The sequence below is a fragment of the Streptomyces sp. NPDC006624 genome, from assembly GCF_040611555.1.
GTDB lineage: Bacteria > Actinomycetota > Actinomycetes > Streptomycetales > Streptomycetaceae > Streptomyces.
In genome coordinates this window covers 1-16,817 of record NZ_JBEXOM010000034.1, presented here as the reverse complement: position 1 = coordinate 16,817, position 16,817 = coordinate 1, and the positions used below count along the sequence as shown (strand labels likewise).

Annotated in this window: 13 protein-coding genes and 1 pseudogene; 9 read left to right on the top strand and 5 right to left on the bottom strand. The window is 71.9% G+C overall.

Annotated features, from left to right (window positions below; genetic code table 11):
• Window positions 1-49 precede the first annotated feature (49 nt).
• Window positions 50-1,318, bottom strand: coding sequence for an NlpC/P60 family protein (locus ABZY20_RS35350; protein WP_356447320.1), 1,269 nt, complete (start codon window positions 1,316-1,318; stop codon window positions 50-52).
• A gap of 267 nt (window positions 1,319-1,585) precedes the next feature.
• Here ABZY20_RS35350 and ABZY20_RS35345 point away from each other — a divergent pair.
• Window positions 1,586-1,858 (top strand): annotated as a pseudogene (locus ABZY20_RS35345) (hypothetical protein); the annotation flags it as partial.
• 308 nt (window positions 1,859-2,166) lie between these two features.
• Complete coding sequence (locus ABZY20_RS35340) at window positions 2,167-3,372, top strand: cysteine desulfurase-like protein (RefSeq protein ID WP_356447318.1); 1,206 nt, start codon at window positions 2,167-2,169, stop codon at window positions 3,370-3,372.
• A gap of 207 nt (window positions 3,373-3,579) precedes the next feature.
• Here the strand turns inward: ABZY20_RS35340 and ABZY20_RS35335 are convergent, their stop codons facing one another.
• The 3 genes from ABZY20_RS35335 to ABZY20_RS35325 form a co-directional block, all read right to left on the bottom strand.
• Window positions 3,580-4,113 (bottom strand): 2'-5' RNA ligase family protein, encoded by a 534-nt coding sequence (locus tag ABZY20_RS35335; RefSeq protein ID WP_356447316.1) that lies wholly within the window; start codon window positions 4,111-4,113, stop codon window positions 3,580-3,582.
• Between the two features lie 359 nt (window positions 4,114-4,472).
• The gene (locus ABZY20_RS35330; protein ID WP_356447314.1) at window positions 4,473-4,730 is read right to left on the bottom strand and encodes a DUF5302 domain-containing protein; all 258 of its coding nucleotides are present in this window, start codon (window positions 4,728-4,730) and stop codon (window positions 4,473-4,475) included.
• A 187-nt stretch (window positions 4,731-4,917) separates the two neighbouring features.
• Complete coding sequence (locus ABZY20_RS35325) at window positions 4,918-8,247, bottom strand: S8 family serine peptidase (RefSeq protein ID WP_356447312.1); 3,330 nt, start codon at window positions 8,245-8,247, stop codon at window positions 4,918-4,920.
• A 608-nt stretch (window positions 8,248-8,855) separates the two neighbouring features.
• Here ABZY20_RS35325 and ABZY20_RS35320 point away from each other — a divergent pair.
• The 7 genes from ABZY20_RS35320 to ABZY20_RS35290 all read left to right on the top strand — a co-directional run bounded on the left by ABZY20_RS35320 (window position 8,856) and on the right by ABZY20_RS35290 (window position 16,104).
• Window positions 8,856-9,530: a DUF4232 domain-containing protein gene (locus ABZY20_RS35320; protein ID WP_356447310.1), complete on the top strand. Its 675-nt coding sequence runs from the start codon at window positions 8,856-8,858 to the stop codon at window positions 9,528-9,530.
• A 378-nt stretch (window positions 9,531-9,908) separates the two neighbouring features.
• Window positions 9,909-10,529, top strand: coding sequence for an SRPBCC family protein (locus tag ABZY20_RS35315; RefSeq protein WP_356447308.1), 621 nt, complete (start codon window positions 9,909-9,911; stop codon window positions 10,527-10,529).
• 36 nt (window positions 10,530-10,565) lie between these two features.
• Complete coding sequence (locus tag ABZY20_RS35310) at window positions 10,566-12,878, top strand: FdhF/YdeP family oxidoreductase (protein ID WP_356447306.1); 2,313 nt, start codon at window positions 10,566-10,568, stop codon at window positions 12,876-12,878.
• Window positions 12,879-13,149: 271 nt separating this feature from the next.
• Complete coding sequence (locus ABZY20_RS35305) at window positions 13,150-13,980, top strand: DUF4397 domain-containing protein (RefSeq protein ID WP_356447304.1); 831 nt, start codon at window positions 13,150-13,152, stop codon at window positions 13,978-13,980.
• Between the two features lie 81 nt (window positions 13,981-14,061).
• Entirely contained in the window at window positions 14,062-14,745 is a 684-nt protein-coding gene (locus tag ABZY20_RS35300) for a class F sortase (RefSeq protein ID WP_356447303.1), read from the top strand.
• A 47-nt stretch (window positions 14,746-14,792) separates the two neighbouring features.
• On the top strand, window positions 14,793-15,353 hold the full coding sequence (locus ABZY20_RS35295) for a sigma-70 family RNA polymerase sigma factor (RefSeq protein WP_356447301.1): 561 nt from the start codon (window positions 14,793-14,795) through the stop codon (window positions 15,351-15,353).
• Window positions 15,337-16,104: an anti-sigma factor gene (locus ABZY20_RS35290; RefSeq protein WP_356447299.1), complete on the top strand. Its 768-nt coding sequence runs from the start codon at window positions 15,337-15,339 to the stop codon at window positions 16,102-16,104. The genes ABZY20_RS35295 and ABZY20_RS35290 overlap by 17 nt, the downstream gene beginning before the upstream one ends.
• Before the next feature lie 70 nt (window positions 16,105-16,174).
• On the opposite strand, the gene ABZY20_RS35285 is transcribed toward ABZY20_RS35290, so the two are convergent.
• A complete protein-coding gene (locus tag ABZY20_RS35285) occupies window positions 16,175-16,729 on the bottom strand; it encodes an NUDIX domain-containing protein (protein ID WP_356447297.1) in 555 nt (184 codons plus the stop codon).
• Window positions 16,730-16,817: the final 88 nt, after the last annotated feature.

Sequence of the window (16,817 nt, the reverse complement as noted above, 5' to 3'; positions counted from 1 at the left end):
GAGGGGCGTGATGACGCCGGCCGGGTCGCGACGACATCGGCCAGAGGTGTCAGGCCGGGCGGATCACGCCCTTGACCGCCGACCGGCCGGCGAAGAACACCGACTCCTCACGGATGAGCGCTCCCGGCCCCGGGGCGTGGATCATCATGCCGTCGCCGCTCCAGACACCGACGTGTCCGAGGTCGTCGTGGAAGAACACCAAGTCACCTGTCTGGGCGTCAGCAAGTGGCACCTGCACTCCCGCTCCCCACTGGGCCTGACTGGTCCGGGGAAGTGCGACTCCGGCAGCCTTCCAAGCGGCCTGGGTGAGACCGGGGGCGTCGTACGATCCCGGCCCGGCCGCGCCCCATACGCAGGGCCGTCCGATCTGCGCGCGGGCGAAGGCGAACGCCCGCTCGGCCCGGGGACTGCGGCCGCCGTCCGGCGGCGGCCAGGGTTCGTCGTGAGCGCCGGGAGCGTAGGGGGCGGAGGGAGTTTCGGGTGCCCTGAGGGTGTCCGGGACCGGCGGGGCGGGAGCAGGTGTCTCCGGCACGCCGACGCTCCAGGCCGGAGCGGTCACGTCCGCCGGTGGGCCGGAGGTGGGGTAGGCGGTGAGATCGGCCGGCCGGGCCGTGGCAAGCGGTGCGGGCGCGCCGGTCACCGGACCGGCGTCGTGGGTGTCCGCCGTGCCGACGGGGAGATCCACCCCGTGAACGGGCGCGGAGGGGGCTGGGACGGCGGGCAGCGCCGCGAAGGGCTGGGGACCGGGCTCGGGTTCCGGGGAAGGTACGGGCTCGTACGGTGACCATGCCGCCACGGTGCCGTCGTGGAACGGCTGCGCAGCGGCGGTCCGGACGCTGTCGTCCCGCATGGACTCGTCCGCCGCAGCCGGTTCGGCCGGCCGGCCGGAGAGCTCCGGGAGGAACTTCATGGCCTGCGCCTGGGCCGATCCGCCGGTCAGTTCCCACGCGGCACCGGTGGGCTTCCGGGGCGCTTCGAGGGCGGCGCGGGGTTCCGCGGGGCGTTCCGCCTGGGGCGCGGAGGGTGCCGCCTGGGACGCGCGGCCGGGTCGCGCGGGCGGCCTCCGGTCCTGCTGCCACGCCGGCACCGTCGGGCCCAGCTTGGCACGGGCGACGTCGAACCACTGCCTGGCCAGCGCTCCGACCGCCGGCTCCACGTCCGCCTGGGACGCGTCGCGGGCGGCTGCCTCCCGCTGACGCGGTAGCGAAGCGGCGCGGGTCGGATTGAAGGTGCCCGTGTCGCTTTCGGCCCGGTCGTAGAGGCTGTCGATCCGCCGTCGGATCTCGTCAGGGCTCGGCTTCTCGCTCTCATGCGGCAACGCGGGCACCGTCCCACCGCGAGAGCCGGGCCTGGGGAGTGAGGGCTTCCAGGGCAAGGGAGCCGGTCCTGCCCGGGACGACGATCGCTCCGGGGCGCGAGCTTCGTTCCAGCGCCATGGAAAGGGCACTCCTTCCGTCCGGGAGCACGACCCCTCGATCCGTGGAAGTCGTGCACAGTGTGGCCAACTTAGCCAACTTGTGACCCTCCGGTGAAGATCGAAGCCCTTAAAATGCCTCACGCGCTTCTGTGACCTTCGCAGGAGGCGATTGCCCCGGGTCGCTTCACCGCCGTGGATCCGGCGGTCACCCTGCCCGCACTGGGCGGCACCCCGCTGTCGCCGGTGGAGCTGCGCGTCGCCCGCCCGGAGCCGGACGGCGACGAGGCCGCTGCGGATCCGGCCGAGACGGTCCCGCGCATGCGCGGCGCCCCACCGGAGGTCCCGCACATGAGCGGCGTCCCACCGGAGGCCCTGCGCATACGCGGCGTCCCACCGGACAGGGCCCACGAGGTGGCCCGGCGCCCTCTGCCGAACCCGTCCGACAGGGCTGCCGCGGTCCGGCGGTCCGCGCCGCCGCAGGCATCCTTGACCGGGCACTGGAGCATCCGGACTCGCCGGGCCAGTCCGGTGAGGGCTTCGGCTTCCCTCTCCCCCGCGCGAAGCCCCATCCGCTCACCGATGGACTCCCGTGCCGCTGGAACCGCCCGGCTTCACCGAACCCCGCTCAGGCCGTGCCCGTGCCCCGTTCCACCGTCTCCCCCTCGGTGCCCCGGAAGCCGATCTCCCCTCGACCCGACCGATGAGGTTGACTCGTGCCCCTGGCCCGGACCACGACAGGAGCTACCACGTTGACGTACGACATCGCCGCCCTGCGCTCCCGGTTCCCCGCGCTGGCCGCCGGGACCGTCCACTTCGACGGGCCCGGGGGCACGCAGACGCCACAGCCCGTCATCGACGCGATCGCCGACGCGCTCGCGCGGCCCCTGTCCAACCGCGGGCAGTACTCGCCGGGTGAGCGCAACGCCGAGACGATCGTCACCGGGGCGCGCCGGGCCGTGGCCGATCTGCTGGGCGCCGACCCGGCGGGGGTCGTCTTCGGGCGCAGCGCCACCCAGCTCACCTACGACCTCGCCCGCACCCTCGCCGGCTCATGGGCGCCCGGTGACGAGGTCGTCGTCACCCGCCTCGACCACGACGCCAACATCCGCCCCTGGGTGCAGGCCGCGGAGCGGGCCGGCGCCACCGTGCGCTGGGCCGGGTTCGACCCCGCCACCGGGGAGCTGACGGCCGACGACATCCGGGCCGTGCTGTCCGACCGCACCCGCCTCGTCGCCGTCACCGCCGCCTCCAACCTGATCGGCACCCGCCCACCGGTCGCCGAGATCTGCCGCCTGGTCCACGAGGCCGGAGCGCTCGCCCATGTCGACGGCGTCCACTACACCGCACACACGCTGGTCGACCTGCCGGCGCTGGGGGCGGACTTCTTCGTCTGCTCCCCGTACAAGTTCCTCGGCCCCCACCACGGCGTACTGGCCGCCCGGCCCGCGCTGCTGCGGACCCTGCACCCCGACAAGCTGCTGCCCTCCAGCGACGCGGTCCCCGAGCGCTTCGAACTGGGCACCCTGCCTTACGAGTTGCTCGCCGGTACCCGGGCCGCCGTCGACTTCCTGGCCGGCCTGGACACGAACGCCGCAGGCACCCGACGCGAACGCCTGGCCGCCTCCTACACCGCACTCGAGGCGCACGAGAGCACCCTGCGCACCCAGCTCGAGAAGCACCTGGCCGCGCTCCCGGGCGTCACCATCCACTCCCGGGCCGCCGACCGCACCCCGACCCTCCTGCTGACCTTCGAGCACCGCGACACCGCCGACGCCTACCGCTTCCTCGCCGCCCGCGACATCCACGCCCCCTCCAGCCACTTCTACGCCATCGAGACCTCCCGCCACCTGGGCCTCGGCGACACCGGCGGCCTGCGCATCGGACTGGCCCCCTACAACGACCCGCAGGACGTCGACCGGCTGCTGGCGGCGCTGGCCGAGTTCCTGGAGAGGTGAACCCCCACGGACCGCCCCCCGCTCGTCTGCCGTGCTCGACCGGCGCAAGGACCTGCCCTCTGATCCCGGCGCCGCCGCTGTCACGCCCGGGTGGCGGCGGCCGACGGGCGGGCGAAGAGGACCGTCACCGGCCCGCTGGGCGACCTGGGCCGGCACGGGGTCGCTGACGACGCCCTCCCTCGCCACCGCTCCAGCGCCGGGCGCGGCTCAGGAGCGGGGCTCCAGCACCTCCAGGGCGCCGGTGGCGGTGTCGTAACTGCGCAGGGTGGTGAGCCGGACCGCCAGCGGCGGCGCCGGCAACAGTTCAGGGACCCGGCGGCCGGCGAAAGCACCCGGGCGCCGGGTACGGCCGAGGGTGATGTGCGGGCTCCAGCGCCCAGGCGCGTGGAACGGGTTGAGCGTCTCGGGCGGGCTGTCGGAGGCCACCGCCTCCCACACCCGGCGGTGCAAGCCGGACAGCTCGAAGCCGCAGTCGAGAGCCCAGGCCAGCACCGAGGTCGGCCGCTCGAAACGGATCACGCCGGTGAAGCGCACCGGCAGCGGCAAGGCGGCGGCCACCCCGGAAAGCTCCCAGCGAATCGGGGCGGTCAGTTCCGGACAGGCGGCCAGGGTCAGGTGCGGGCTGTTCGTCGGTGAGGAGTGCCGCGCCTGGCTGGGCAGGCCCGCATCCGCCAGCCGCCGCCACGCCTCGCGAACCGCCTGATCCGCCGCCTCATCCAACAGGAGCTCGACCGTGCGCACCACCACAGCCTACCGACGGCCTGGTGTGTGCCCCATCTGGATCGGTGAGCCGAACCTGACGGCGGTGTGGCGATCACGGTCGCGGTCGCCATCGCGGCCCGCCCCCGCCTTCCGCGAAAGCGAAGGAGCGCCGCAAGAAGCGGTCGCCGCCCGGGCCCGGGCCACCCGCCTTCGCACGCCCGGTTCCGGGGGACGGTCGATCACCCCGGTTCACCCCCGCCGAACGGAACCCCGGCGCGCCCGGCCGCTGACGCACCGCTCGCACGGGACCTTCCCCCACCCGGCAGGACACAGCCCAGCCCTTTGGCGTGGCTGCCGAGCCGTGTCCTGCCCGGCCTCATCTAGCGGTCCTTCTCGGCTCAGCCGCCGCTCTTGCGCCGGAACGACCGCTGGTGCGCGGCCGGGCCGTGCGCGCCGCGGACCTTTGACGCGTGCGGGTTCGCTGCCGAGTCGGCGGCATCCGCCTGCATACCGCGCTTGCGGGCCAACGCCTCCCGGAACTTGCGCTTCAGGTCGTACTGGCCGTCGGCGTCGGGCGAGAGGGCGAGCTTCTCGTCGGTGGCCGAATCGGCGTCAGCCGGCTCCGAACCTTCTGGCAACTGAGACTCTGCGGCCATGGTGACCTCCTGGGCTCGGGCATGAAGACCACAGCTTGTCATGCCTGCCCGAGGCATGGGCGGTCGGTGGCACCTGCCGCCTTCGCCCGTGTTCCTGATCCGCCCGCGGGCCGGCGCAGACGCGGGTCCGGTTTCCTCCCCTACGGGGGGGCGGAAACCGGACCATCGGCGCCGCTGGGCGCGCTCGTCACTTGACCAGGTAGGCCCGGTGGACGGTCTGGGTCAGCGTCCCTCCCTTGGTGTCGGTGAGCAGGACCCGGAGCGAGACCGCGCCGGCCTTGGAGGGGCTCTTGACGGTCACGTACCGGCCGCTCGAGGTCGTGGTCACCTTGACGGACTTCCAGGTCCTGCCGTTGTCGGACGACACCTGGACGGTGATCTTCTTCAGGCCCTTCCCGGCGGCGGCACCCTGGACGGTGAACGGCACCTTGACCGACGAACCCTTCCTTGCGGTGCTCGTCAGGCCCAGGTCCGGGGTGAAGCGGACGACCGAGGCGTTGACCCGCTCCTCACCGGGCCGGGCCGGCCGCTGGGAGGTGAAGGTCCATACGGCGGTCACGCGGGTACTGGTCGCCGCGGTACCCATCGCGCGGTGGACATCGGTGGTCAGCTTGTAGCCGGCCCTGGCCGCGGGGACCGGGATGCCTTCTCCGTAGGGTGCGGACTTCGACTCCCAGATCTTCGTGCCGCCGCGGTACAGCACCGTCCTGGCGGTGCCCAGGGCCACGTCGCCCTGGTGGTCCCGGCCGTCGGCGAACAGCGGGATCTGCGCGGTCAGCGTGTCGCCGTCGCGCCGGATGCCGGAGTACGCCCCCCGCAGGGAGGGCCCGGTGACCGCGGTGTCGAAGCGCTCGCTGTAGCTCTTGCCCGGGCTGTACGTGCGGACCGGGGCGTAGTACGTCACCTCGTCGCGCTGCTCACTGGTGTACGAACCGAAGTACAGGCTCCACCGTGCGCCGGTGCCGCCCAGGTACTCCACCGAGGTGCCCGGCAGCGACTGGTCGAAGGCAACCGATCCGAGGTACGGGCCGCCGGCCGATTCCGGCGTCACGTTCAGCGTCCCGGTGCGGCCGGTGAGCGCGCTGCCCAGTCCCACGGTCACTTTGGCGAGTTGGCCGGTGGTCACCTTCTGGGCCAGCCCGTTGAACATCGAGCCCGTGCGGCTCCACACCATGCGGTAGTGGGTGTGCACGGAGCCCTTCCCGGGGGCCTGCCACACCGCCGAGGCGCCGGCCCTCACCTGGCTGCCCGGCAGCTTGGCGCCCAGGTGCGCGGTGCGGAAGCCCTTGAAGGAGGTCAGCCAGTGGCTCTGGTCGTACCACATGCTGTCCTTCTGGAGCGTGTAGCCCATGACCGCCGACTTCTGCACGGCCTTGGTGTCCGGCACGGTGACCGCGACCGGCCTGGCCTTGCGCGCGTCCAGGTTGACCGTCGTGTCGCGGTTCAGGGTGAGCAGCGGCTGCGCCAGCCAGTCCAGTCCGGTGATCTCCTCGCCGTTCGTCGTGGTGATCGTGGTGTCGAGGGTGTAGCTGCCGGCCGGCAGGCGCAGCGTGACCGTGCCGTCCGACTCGTACGGCCACTCCCAGACCCCCGTGTTGTGGGAGACGAGCATGGTCGAGTAGTCGGCGGTGGCCTTGCCGTTGCGTCCCGTGTGCCTGAGCGTGAGCTTGTACATGTCGACCTCGCGGACCACCTTGCCCGTGATCCGGACGCTCTGGCCGTCGTCCGCGGTCGCCGTGATCACTGAACTCAGCGTGCCGTTGTCGGCGGGCCGGCTGGTGTCGGCGGTGACCGCTGCCTCGGCCGTGCCGCCCGCGGGGACGGTCAGCGTGGCCGGGCTGACGGAGAAGGTGCCGTTACTGTCCGGGCTGCCGTCGAAGGTGTATTCCTTCGCCGACAGCCGCAGGGTCACCGGCCGGTCGCCGTCATTGCGGTACGTGACCGTCCGGGTCACCGGCTGGTCGTCGTCGTGCGGGGCCTGCTGGGTGCCGAAGTCGAGCGTGGCCGGGGAGGCGGTCAGTGTCTGCAGGATCGACTGCGCCGCGTCGACCCGGCCCGTGCCCTGCATCGTCGGCGCGAGGTCGGCGACCTCCTTGGTGGAGGCCGTGAGGACGGACTTGATGCGGTCGGCCGTCCAGTCGGGGTGCTGCTGGGCCAGCAGCGCGGCCGCGCCCGCGACGTGCGGGGTGGCCATCGAGGTGCCGCTCAGGGACACGTACCCGTCCTGGCCGGGGTTGCCGATGACGCCCTGTGCGGCCTTGGCAGCGACGATGTCGACGCCCGGTGCCGTCAGGTCCGGCTTCAGCAGTCCGTCGGCGGTGGGGCCGCGGCTGGAGAAGTCGGCCAGCCCGTCGCGCTTGTCCACCGCTCCCACGGTCAGGGAGGAGGCGGCGCTGCCGGGAGTGCGGACGGTCTGGGACATCGGGCCCTCGTTGCCGGCGGCGACCACGAACAGCACGCCCTTGTCGGCCGTCAGGGCGTTGACGGCCTGCTCCAGCGGGTCGATGCCCTGGGTGTCGAAGCCGCCGAGGCTCATGTTGATCACGTCGGCGCCCTCGTCGGCGGCCCACTGCATGCCGGCGACGATGCCGGAGTCGGTGCCGTAGCCCTCGTCGTCGAGCACCTTGCCGTCGAGGATCCGGGCTCCCGGAGCCACCCCCTTGTACTTGCCGTCCGACTTCTCACCGGATCCGACGATGGTGGACGCGACGTGCGTGCCGTGGCCGACGCGGTCGACCGTGTCCGCCGAAGCGCCGAAGTTCCGCTCGGCCACCTGACGTCCCGCCAGGTCCGGGTGCGTTTCGTCCACTCCCGTGTCGAGTACGGCCACCTTCACACCGGTGCCGTCGTACCCGGCCTTCCACACCTCCGGCGCCCCGATCTGCGGCACACTCCGGTCCAGCGCGGTGCGTACGGTGCCGTCGAGCCAGATCCTGCGTACGCCCGGCGCGGCCCGCAGCAGGCCGCCGGCGGACTCGTCGGTGAGGGCCTGCCACATCTCCACCGCGTCATGGCGGGGCTGCGCGACCGTGTCGGCGCCGATGCTGGGCAGTCTTCTGCCGAACTTGCCGTCGGCTTCCCGCACTTCGGCCCTGGTGGCGGTCGCGGCTCCCTCGAAGGCGACGATCAGCGGCAGGGTGGGGCGATGCGCGTCGTCGTAGTCGTTCTCCAGCAGGCGGGTGATGTTGAGCAGGCGCCGGTCCAGCGTCCCTTTACGCAGGAGCCGAGCGGTGTCCCGCGGCACCACGTATGTGTCCTCGCCGATCCGCCGCACGGCGATCGGGACGTCCTCGCGGCCCTCCCCGGGCCGCACGGTCGTCACTCGTCCCTCGGCATCCACCCCTATCCGGTCACCGGTGACCAAGGTGAGGGTGCGCGAGGGGAGGGTGCGTGAGACGGCACTCGCCGGCGGGCCGTCGGCACTTTGGCCGGCGCTGCTCGCCGGCGCCGTCACCAAGGCGGCGCCGAGCGCGATCGCGCACAGGGCCGACAAGCCCGTGCTGCGTGCTGTGCGCATTGTCTTCCCCCCTACATCGTTGCGGTGATGCGGAATTCAGCGCGGACATCCCGACGGAATAGCCGTCAGCAGATATGGGCGGCTGCGCATCACTCTTCACAGAAGCAGGTTTCCCGGCATTGCGCCACGACGGTTGCTTGCAGGGCGGGAAGAGAACAAGCCGGGTATGGCCGAATGGCGGGAATCCCGGCCGTACGGCCCAACTGTACGCCTCAACAGCGTAGTTGCCGCGCATTCCGTTGCGGGGAATACAGGCCGGGCGTTGTTGGCCACGTCACGGTGGCTGAATATCTGTCATGGTGCGCGGAAGTCGGGTCGTTCGGCCCCGGGGCGTTGAGTCGAACGCCCCGACGGAGGACGCATGATGGCCTATCGTGCTTTTGGTGCCGGCTCAGTAGAATCGAGCGCCTGGAATTTTCAGGCCGCACCGAATGCGTGGGCACCCGTGGGCGAGACGCAGCGCTCTGTCAGCCCGTCCGGAGAATGCCGAGGCGCGTCACAGTGTCACCGGCGTGTTCCGAATCGGCTCCTGCTCGGTGTGAGCAGGCAGAAGCATCGCTGTCGTGCGGCATGATCCCCGCAACATTCCGACTTCCGGGGGACTTCTCATGGCTTACACACCTCGTCCGCGCCGTACCGCCGCCGCACTGGCCGCACTCTCGCTCGGCGTCCTGGCGCTGACCGCCTGCAAGGGCGGAGCGGAGGAGGGCGCTGCCGCTCCGAGCGCGGCAGGGAGCTCGTCCGCCGCGGGTACGGACAAGGGCTCCGCCAAGCCCTCGACGGCAGGTCCGGGCAAGGGCGGCGCCGCCGACGGGAGCTCGTCCGGCGGTGCCGGCAGCACCTCGCCGTCACCGGAGTCCGGGGCCGACGACGACCAGGACGGGGGTGTGGGCATGTGCGAGACGACCGACCTGAGCTTCGATGTAACCGTCGCGTCCAAGCCGGTCAACCACGCCTTGCTGACCGCGAAGAACGAGGGCGGCGAGCCCTGCCTGCTGCCGGCGAACGAGCTGGTGATCACGATCCCGGGGCTCGACGGTGCCGCCGAGCACATGGGGCCCGACGGCAAGGACTGGCTTCTGCAGGCCGGCGAAAGCGCCTACGCCGGGATCATGTTCTCGCGCGCGGACACCGCGGGCGGCAAGAGCGCCGACAAGGTCGAGGTCGCGCTGACCGCTTCTGAGAGCCCTGTGACGGTGCCGATCGACGGTGGCCCCGTCACCGTCAACGACGGCCAGGTCACCAGCTTCTTCGGCTCCGCCGAGGACGCACTCACCTACTGATCGGTCCCGGCTCCGGGGTGCGTCGTTGTCGCAGGGCAGGGAGCGTGGCGCCGGCCAGGTGTTCCGGTGGGAGCGTCGATCACCCGCCGGATCACCGGGAGTGGCGGGTCGGCGTACAGGGGACGAAGCTGGAGGTGACCGACGCGCGAAGGATGCCGTTCGCCCGCCGGCACCGGCCGGGGTGGGCGCCCGGCCGCTGGTGCGGGTGGGGCGATCCGGTGGTGGGGCTCTCCTGCGCGGTGGCCGCGCCGACCGGTGAGAGCGGGACGCACCGCGGTGACTCGAAGTACAGGATGGGGGAACCGGAAGAGAAGCCCTGACGCAGGAGGGGCGGCCGGGTGCCCGCACGCCCGGCTCCTCACCGGAAGAGAGACCACGATGGCGCACGAAGACGACGCCCGGCAGGCCGTGCCGAACACCCCGGGGATGCGCACCGACACGGACGGCGTCACGCGCCGCCGTCCGCTGCGCAAGCGGCACGTCGAGGAGACGGTCGAGATCGCGGTGCCGGTGCGGACGGCGTACAACCAGTGGACGCAGTTCAAGACCTTTCCGCGCTTCTCGGGCGTGGTGCGCGGTGTCGAGCAGATCAGGCCCACCGTGACCGCCTGGACCCTCGGCTACGGGCCTCTGCGTCACCGTTTCGCGGTCGAGATCGTGGAGCAGGATCCCGACGCCTACCTGGCCTGGCGCGGTCTGGAGCAGAGTCCCTCTCATCAGGGCGAGGTGGAGTTCAGGCCGACGCAGTCCGGCGGCACCGCGATCACCGTCCGGATGCTCCTGGAACCGCGGGGAGCGGCCAGGATCCTCACCCGCTCGTCCGGGGCCGCCCGGCTGGCGGCCCGGGTGGTGCGCGGTGAGCTCATGGAGTTCAAGCGGTTCATCGAGGGACTGGGGCAGGAGGGCGGGGCCTGGCGCGGGACCATCCGCAACGGCCGCGTGCAGCACGATCACCCGGAACCGCCCAGGAGCCGCGTGGCCCAGTGGCCCGTCGGCTGAACGGTGTGCCGGACGAAGCAGGAGAAAGGCGAACCGATGCAGAACCCGCCCAGTGAGGAGCCGGAGACCACCCTCTCCGTGACACCGCCGAAGAAGTGGGCGGCCGGAGTCCCCGCGGTCGTGCACGCGCTGGAGTACTCCCTGGAGCAGACCTCCCCGCGCAAGACCGGGGTGGACCTGCTGACCATGAACCAGGTGGGCGGGATCGACTGCCCCGGCTGCGCGTGGGCGGATCCGGCCCCGGACCGGCGCCATCGCAACGAGTACTGCGAGAACGGCGCCAAGCACATCAACGACGAGGCCACCACGCGCCGGATCACCGCCGGCTTCTTCCGTGACCACAGCGTCCGGGACCTCGCCACCCGCTCGGACATGTGGCTCAACCAGCAGGGCCGGCTCACCGAGCCGATGATCAAGCGGCCCGGCTCCGAGCACTACGAGCCGATCGGCTGGAACGAGGCCCTGGAGGTCCTCGCGCAGGAGCTGAAAGGGCTGGCCTCCCCGGACGAGGCCGTCTTCTACACCTCGGGCCGCGCCAGCAACGAGGCCGCTTTCGTCCTGCAGCTGTTCGCCCGCGCTTTCGGCACCAACAATCTGCCCGACTGCAGCAACATGTGTCACGAGTCCAGCGGCTTCGCCCTGAGCGAGACCCTGGGCACCGGCAAGGGCACCGTCAGCCTCGACGACCTCCACCACGCCGACCTGATCTTCCTGGTCGGGCAGAACCCGGGCAGCAACCACCCGCGTCAGCTCTCCGCCCTGGAGGAGGCGAAGCGCAACGGCGGCCGGATCGTGGCGGTCAACCCGCTGCCGGAGGCGGGGCTGCGGCGCTTCAAGAACCCGCAGAAGCCGAGCGGGATCGTCGGGCGCGGCACCCAGATCGCCGACCGTTTCCTGCACATCAAGCCCGGCGGCGACCTCGCCCTGTTCCAGGCCCTCAACCGCCTGCTGCTGGAGGCGGAGGACGCCCGGCCGGGAACCGTCCTGGACCACGACTTCATCGACGCGCACACCACCGGCTTCGAGGAGTTCGCCCGGCACGCCCGTGCCGTCGACTGGGACGACGTGCGCACGGCGACCGGGCTGACGCGCGAGGAGATCGAGAAGGTCCGCGACGAGGTCCTCACGAGTGAACGCGTCATCGTCTGCTGGGCGATGGGCATCACCCAGCACAAGCACGGCGTGCCCACCATCCGGGAGATCGTCAACTTCCTGATGCTGCGCGGCAACCTGGGGCGTGCCGGCACCGGGGCCTGTCCGGTGCGCGGCCACAGCAACGTCCAGGGCGACCGGACCATGGGCATCTGGGAGCGGATGCCGGACACCTTCCTGGACGCCCTGCAGCAGGAGTTCGGCTTCGATCCGCCGCGCCCGCACGGCCTGGACTCGGTGAACGCGATCAAGGCGATGCGCGAGGGCCGCGTCAAGGTCTTCCTCGCCCTGGCCGGCAACTTCGTGCGCGCCGCTCCCGACAGCGACGTCACCGAGGAGGCGATGCGCTCGTGCCGGCTGACCGCCCACATCTCCACCAAGCTCAACCGTTCGCACACGGTCTGCGGCGACACCGCGCTGATCCTGCCGACGCTGGGGCGCACCGAGCGTGACGTCCAGGCCGACGGCGAGCAGTTCGTCACCGTCGAGAACTCCATGAGCGAGGTGCACACCTCGCAAGGCCGCCTCGAACCGGCCTCCCGGCTGCTGCTCAGCGAAGTCGCCATCCTGTGCCGACTCGCCCGGCGGACCCTGGACGGCGAGCCGGACATCCCCTGGGCCACGTTCGAGGGGGACTACGGCACCATCCGCGACCGCATCTCGCGCGTCGTGCCGGGCTTCCACGACTTCAACGCCCGGGTGACCCGCCCCGGGGGCTTCCAGTTGCCCAACCCGGTCAACGAGGGCGTGTTCAACAACAAGGTGGGCAAGGCCTTGTTCACCTGCAACGAGCGTGTGGTGCCGCGGGCCCCGGAGGGCCACCTGCTGCTGCAGACGCTGCGCTCGCACGATCAGTGGAACACCGTGCCGTACACCAACGACGACCGTTACCGCGGCATTCACGGCAGCCGCCGTGTCGTGCTCGTCAACCCGGCCGACCTGACCGAACTCGGCCTGGCCCGGGGCGATCACGTCGACCTGGTGAGTGTCTGGGCGGACGGTTCGGAGCGCCGGGCGGAGGACTTCGAGGTCGTGCCCTACCCGGCCGCCAAGGGTTCGGCCGCCGCCTACTACCCGGAGACGAACGTCCTGGTGCCGCTGGACAGCGTCGCCGACATCAGCAACCAGCCCACGTCGAAGGGCATCGTCGTACGTCTCGACCCCCTCCTCGACCGGACGCAGCCCACGCCTGCCTGACCGGCGGCACGATCCCGAGGGGGCCCGCGAGGACAACGGGCCCCCTCGGGCGTTCCGGCCGGGCCAGGCACCTCGGAGGCCGCCGCTCGCTGGTGGCCCGTGTCCTGCCCGCTGATCACCGTGCCGGTCGGAAAGCCGTGGATCCTTCACGGCCGGGCGGTCGCCTGCACCTCGAAAAAATTCGGGCGGCGGATGAAACCATCCCCGGCCGGTCGGCGGAATGCCTTCCCACATGGATCCGAGCAGTTCTCGATCGAAAGGGAAGACCGCCATGACCACTCGTGTTGCGGGCGCCACTGTGGCCGGGATCGCCGTCGCGTTGTCCGTCACCGCCGGGGCTCCCGCGTTCGCCGCGCAGCAGGCCGCCGACGATCAGGGCACGGTGTCGGTGCTGCACGCCGTGCCGGGCCTGACGGTGGACGTCTACGCCGGGGACAAGGAACTGATCCCCGACTTCGAGCCGGGCACGCTGACCGACCCGATGAAGCTGGACGCGGGCTCCTACGACATCAAGATCTTCAAGGACGGCGAGGGTCCGGACGGTTCGCCCGCCATCGAGAAGACGGTCGACGTTCCCGCGGGTGCGAACGCCACGCTGGTGGCCCATCTGACGGCCGACGGCGAACCGGCGCTGGACGCCTTCGTGAACGACATGTCCAAGGTCCCCGCCGGCAAGGCCCGGCTGACCGTGCGGCACGTCGCCGCCGCTCCGGCGGTCGACGTCCGCGCCGGCGAGAAGCCCGTGTTCGAGGACCTGGTGAACCCGAAGGAGGCCAAGGGCGAGGTGGACGCCGGTACGGTCTCCGCCGACGTGGTGCTGGCCGGCACCGACACCGTGGCGATCGGTCCGGCCGACCTGGACCTGGCCGAGGGCACCAACACGGTGGTCTACGCCTGGGGCAGCGCGGACGACAAGAACCTGAAGCTCACGACGCAGAGCCTCACCGGCATGCACTCGGCGCCGAGCGGTGTTCCGGCCGGCGAGAGCGGTGCGGCCGCGGCGCACAACGAGGGCCTGCCGCTCGGTGCTCTGTCTCTGGGCGCGGTGTCGGCCCTGGCCGCTGCGGGTCTGCTGGTCCGGCTGCGTTCGTCCGCTCGCTAGGGACCTCGTCAAGTGGGGTGCCGCCACCGTTCGTTCGGCGGCGGCACCCTGCCGCTTCTCTCGGTGAAGAGGTCTTTCCGCATGAGCAAGCCTTCGTCACGGCGCCTGGCCGTCGCCGGTCTGTTCGTCGCGCTGCTGGGGCTGGTCGTGTCCGCCGTCCTGGTCGTCGACGCCCGGTCCGGTGCCGAGGACTTCGGCCCCGCGCCGAGCGGTACCCCGTCGACCGGTACCCCGCCGGCCGCCCGACCGCAGCAGACCGCGCCGCCGGCGGTTGGGCCGTCGCGCGCTCCCTCCTCGACGGTTCCGGCGAAGGTGCCCGAGCCGTCGGCGCTGTCGCTGCCCCGGCTCGACGTCCGCGCGGCGATCCGTCCCGTGGGGGTCATGCCCGACGGGCAGGTGGAGGTCCCGAAGGACCCGAAGCAGGTCGGCTGGTACCGCTACTCCCCCGCGCCGGGCTCGGCCGCGGGTTCGACGGTGGTCGTCGGCCACGTGGATTCCGACGGCCGCGGCCTGGGCGTCCTGGTGGCCCTCAACGACGTCCGGCAGGGCGATCGGGTGCTGGTGAACCGCGAGGACGGCAGCGAGGTGGCCTACCGCGTCACATCCCGCCGCACCGTCGGCAAGCGGGACCTGGCGGCGTCGGGCGTCTTCCGCAGGGAGGGACCGGCGGTCCTGACACTGATCACCTGCGCCGGCCCTTACCTACCCGACGACGGCGGATATCAGAACAATCTGGTCGTCACAGCCGTGGAGGCGCCAACGTGACGTCGATATGGGGCGGTTCCCAGGTCCTGGCCGCCAGCGTGGCGTCTGTGAACTCCGTTTCCGACGACGACTTGGGCCTCGGCTTCGCCGACGGCGACGAGTCGTGCCTCAACGAGGCGTACCGCCGCTGGGGCGCGCTGATCTTCACCGTGGCGTCCCGGAAACTGGGAGATCCCGAGGAGGCGAAGGACGTCACCCAGCAGGTCTTCGTCGGAGCGTGGCGGGGCCGCAAGAACTACGATCCACAGCGCGGTTCCCTCAAGACGTGGCTCCTGGGCATCACCCACAAGAAGGTGGCCGACCAGCTCACCCGGCGCTCCCGGCACCTCAGAGACATCGAAGCGGTCGTCACGGCGGCCGCCTCGGACGTCCACCAGCAGGACGGCCCGGCGGAATCCGTGCTGGACTTCGTCCTGCTGGCCGACGAGCTGGAAAAGCTTCCCGAACAGCAGCGGACCGTGCTCAGAATGGCGTTCTACGAGGATCTCACCCAGGCGCAGATCGCCCAGCGCACCGGCTTGCCGCTGGGCACCGTCAAGAGCAACACACGACGCGGGCTGATCCGCATGAAGAACCGGTTGGAGGTGGACGGTGGAACACACGGATGAGGAGACACTGGCACTGATGGCGATCGGGGAGAGCCCGTCCCCTCCGGACGACGAGCACGTGCGTACCTGCGCACGCTGCTCGGAGGAGCTCGCCGCCCTGAGTCGCGTGGTCTCGGCCATGAAGACGCCCGCACCGCAGGAGCACGAACTGCTCGCGCCGCCGCCCGACCTGTGGGACTCGATCGCGAGCGAGCTGCACCTCGACCCGCAGGATCGGCTCACGCCCTCCGGGGACGCCGTCCAGGAGGATCCCGCCGCGCACTCGGCCGACGACGACAGCGGTCCGGCTCCGGCCCTCGCCCGGCCGAAGGCCCGGCGGCTGAGCCGTTTCAGCGTGGCGCTCGCCGCCTGCGCCGCGCTCCTCGGTGCCGCCGCGGGCAGCACCCTCACCTGGTGGATGACCCGGGACGCGGCGAGCGTGTCGGTGGCGGACGGCAGCCGCCTGGACTCGCTGCAGGCGAACTCGGCGGGCTACGCCCGGCTCAGCGAGAGCGACGGGCACCGCACCCTCAGGATCACGGTCGAGGGCCTGCCCCAGACCTCCGGCTACTTCGAGGTCTGGCTCATGGACCGCACCCACACCAAACTCGTCTCGATGGGGGTGCTCGGTCCCGACGGCCGCGCGTCGCTGCCGGTGCCGAACAACATCGACCTGGGCGAGTACTCAGTGGTCGACGTGTCCGTCCAGCCCTACAACGGCAAGCCCGACCACTCGGGAGACAGCCTCGTCCGCGGCCCCTACGCCGGCTGACCCCCGGTCCGGCGAACCGTCGTGGCCAGCGATCACCGCCGTCAGTCCCGCCGTCAGTCCCGGACCCGGCTCAGGCCCGGACCCGGCTCAGGGCCGGGGCGCTCTCCGGTGTGAGCAGCCCGGCGGCGCACAGCTCCCGTACCGCCGCGGGGGTGTGCCAGGCGTACTCCGCGATCTCCGCCGGGTCCACGACGAGCCGAACCGCGGGGATCCGGCACTCGAACAGCCCCATCCAATGCGGGGTGGGACTCTCCGCGTCGAGGAACCTGCCCAGCGGTCGCGGCTCGACGACCACCCCCAGCTCCTCGCGGACCTCGCGGACGGCGGCCGCCCTGTAGCTCTCCCCCGCCTTCACCGCACCGGCGACCAGCGCTTCGAGCCGCCCGGGGAAGCGCTGGCGGAGCGGGGAGCGCCGCACGACGAGGATCCTGCCGCTCGTGTCCCGGCACACGACGCCGGCGACGCGGTGCAGCCATCCGTTGCGTACGGCGGCAGCGCGTGAGGTGACACCGACGACCCGGTCCAGGAGGTCGACCCGGTCGACCTCCTCGCCGCCGGGCGCCGCCATGCCGGGGCCGGGGCCGGGGCGCTCGCCGGGGCCGGGGCGCTCGCCGGGGCCGGTCACGGGGTTCCTCACGCGTAGGGGCTGTCGGCGCCCGCGGCGGCGGGCCGGGGCGCGCGGGCCGGGCAGCAGCCGACCGGGCACAGCTGGT

Excerpts from the sequence above, each read along its gene's own strand:
- ABZY20_RS35330 (WP_356447314.1), bottom strand. The coding sequence starts at position 4,730 with ATGGCCGCAGAGTCTCAGTTGCCAGAAGGTTCGGAGCCGGCTGACGCC.
- ABZY20_RS35325 (WP_356447312.1), bottom strand. The coding sequence starts at position 8,247 with ATGCGCACAGCACGCAGCACGGGCTTGTCGGCCCTGTGCGCGATCGCG.
- ABZY20_RS35320 (WP_356447310.1), top strand. The coding sequence starts at position 8,856 with ATGGCTTACACACCTCGTCCGCGCCGTACCGCCGCCGCACTGGCCGCA.
- ABZY20_RS35315 (WP_356447308.1), top strand. The coding sequence starts at position 9,909 with ATGGCGCACGAAGACGACGCCCGGCAGGCCGTGCCGAACACCCCGGGG.
- ABZY20_RS35310 (WP_356447306.1), top strand. The coding sequence starts at position 10,566 with ATGCAGAACCCGCCCAGTGAGGAGCCGGAGACCACCCTCTCCGTGACA.
- ABZY20_RS35305 (WP_356447304.1), top strand. The coding sequence starts at position 13,150 with ATGACCACTCGTGTTGCGGGCGCCACTGTGGCCGGGATCGCCGTCGCG.
- ABZY20_RS35300 (WP_356447303.1), top strand. The coding sequence starts at position 14,062 with ATGAGCAAGCCTTCGTCACGGCGCCTGGCCGTCGCCGGTCTGTTCGTC.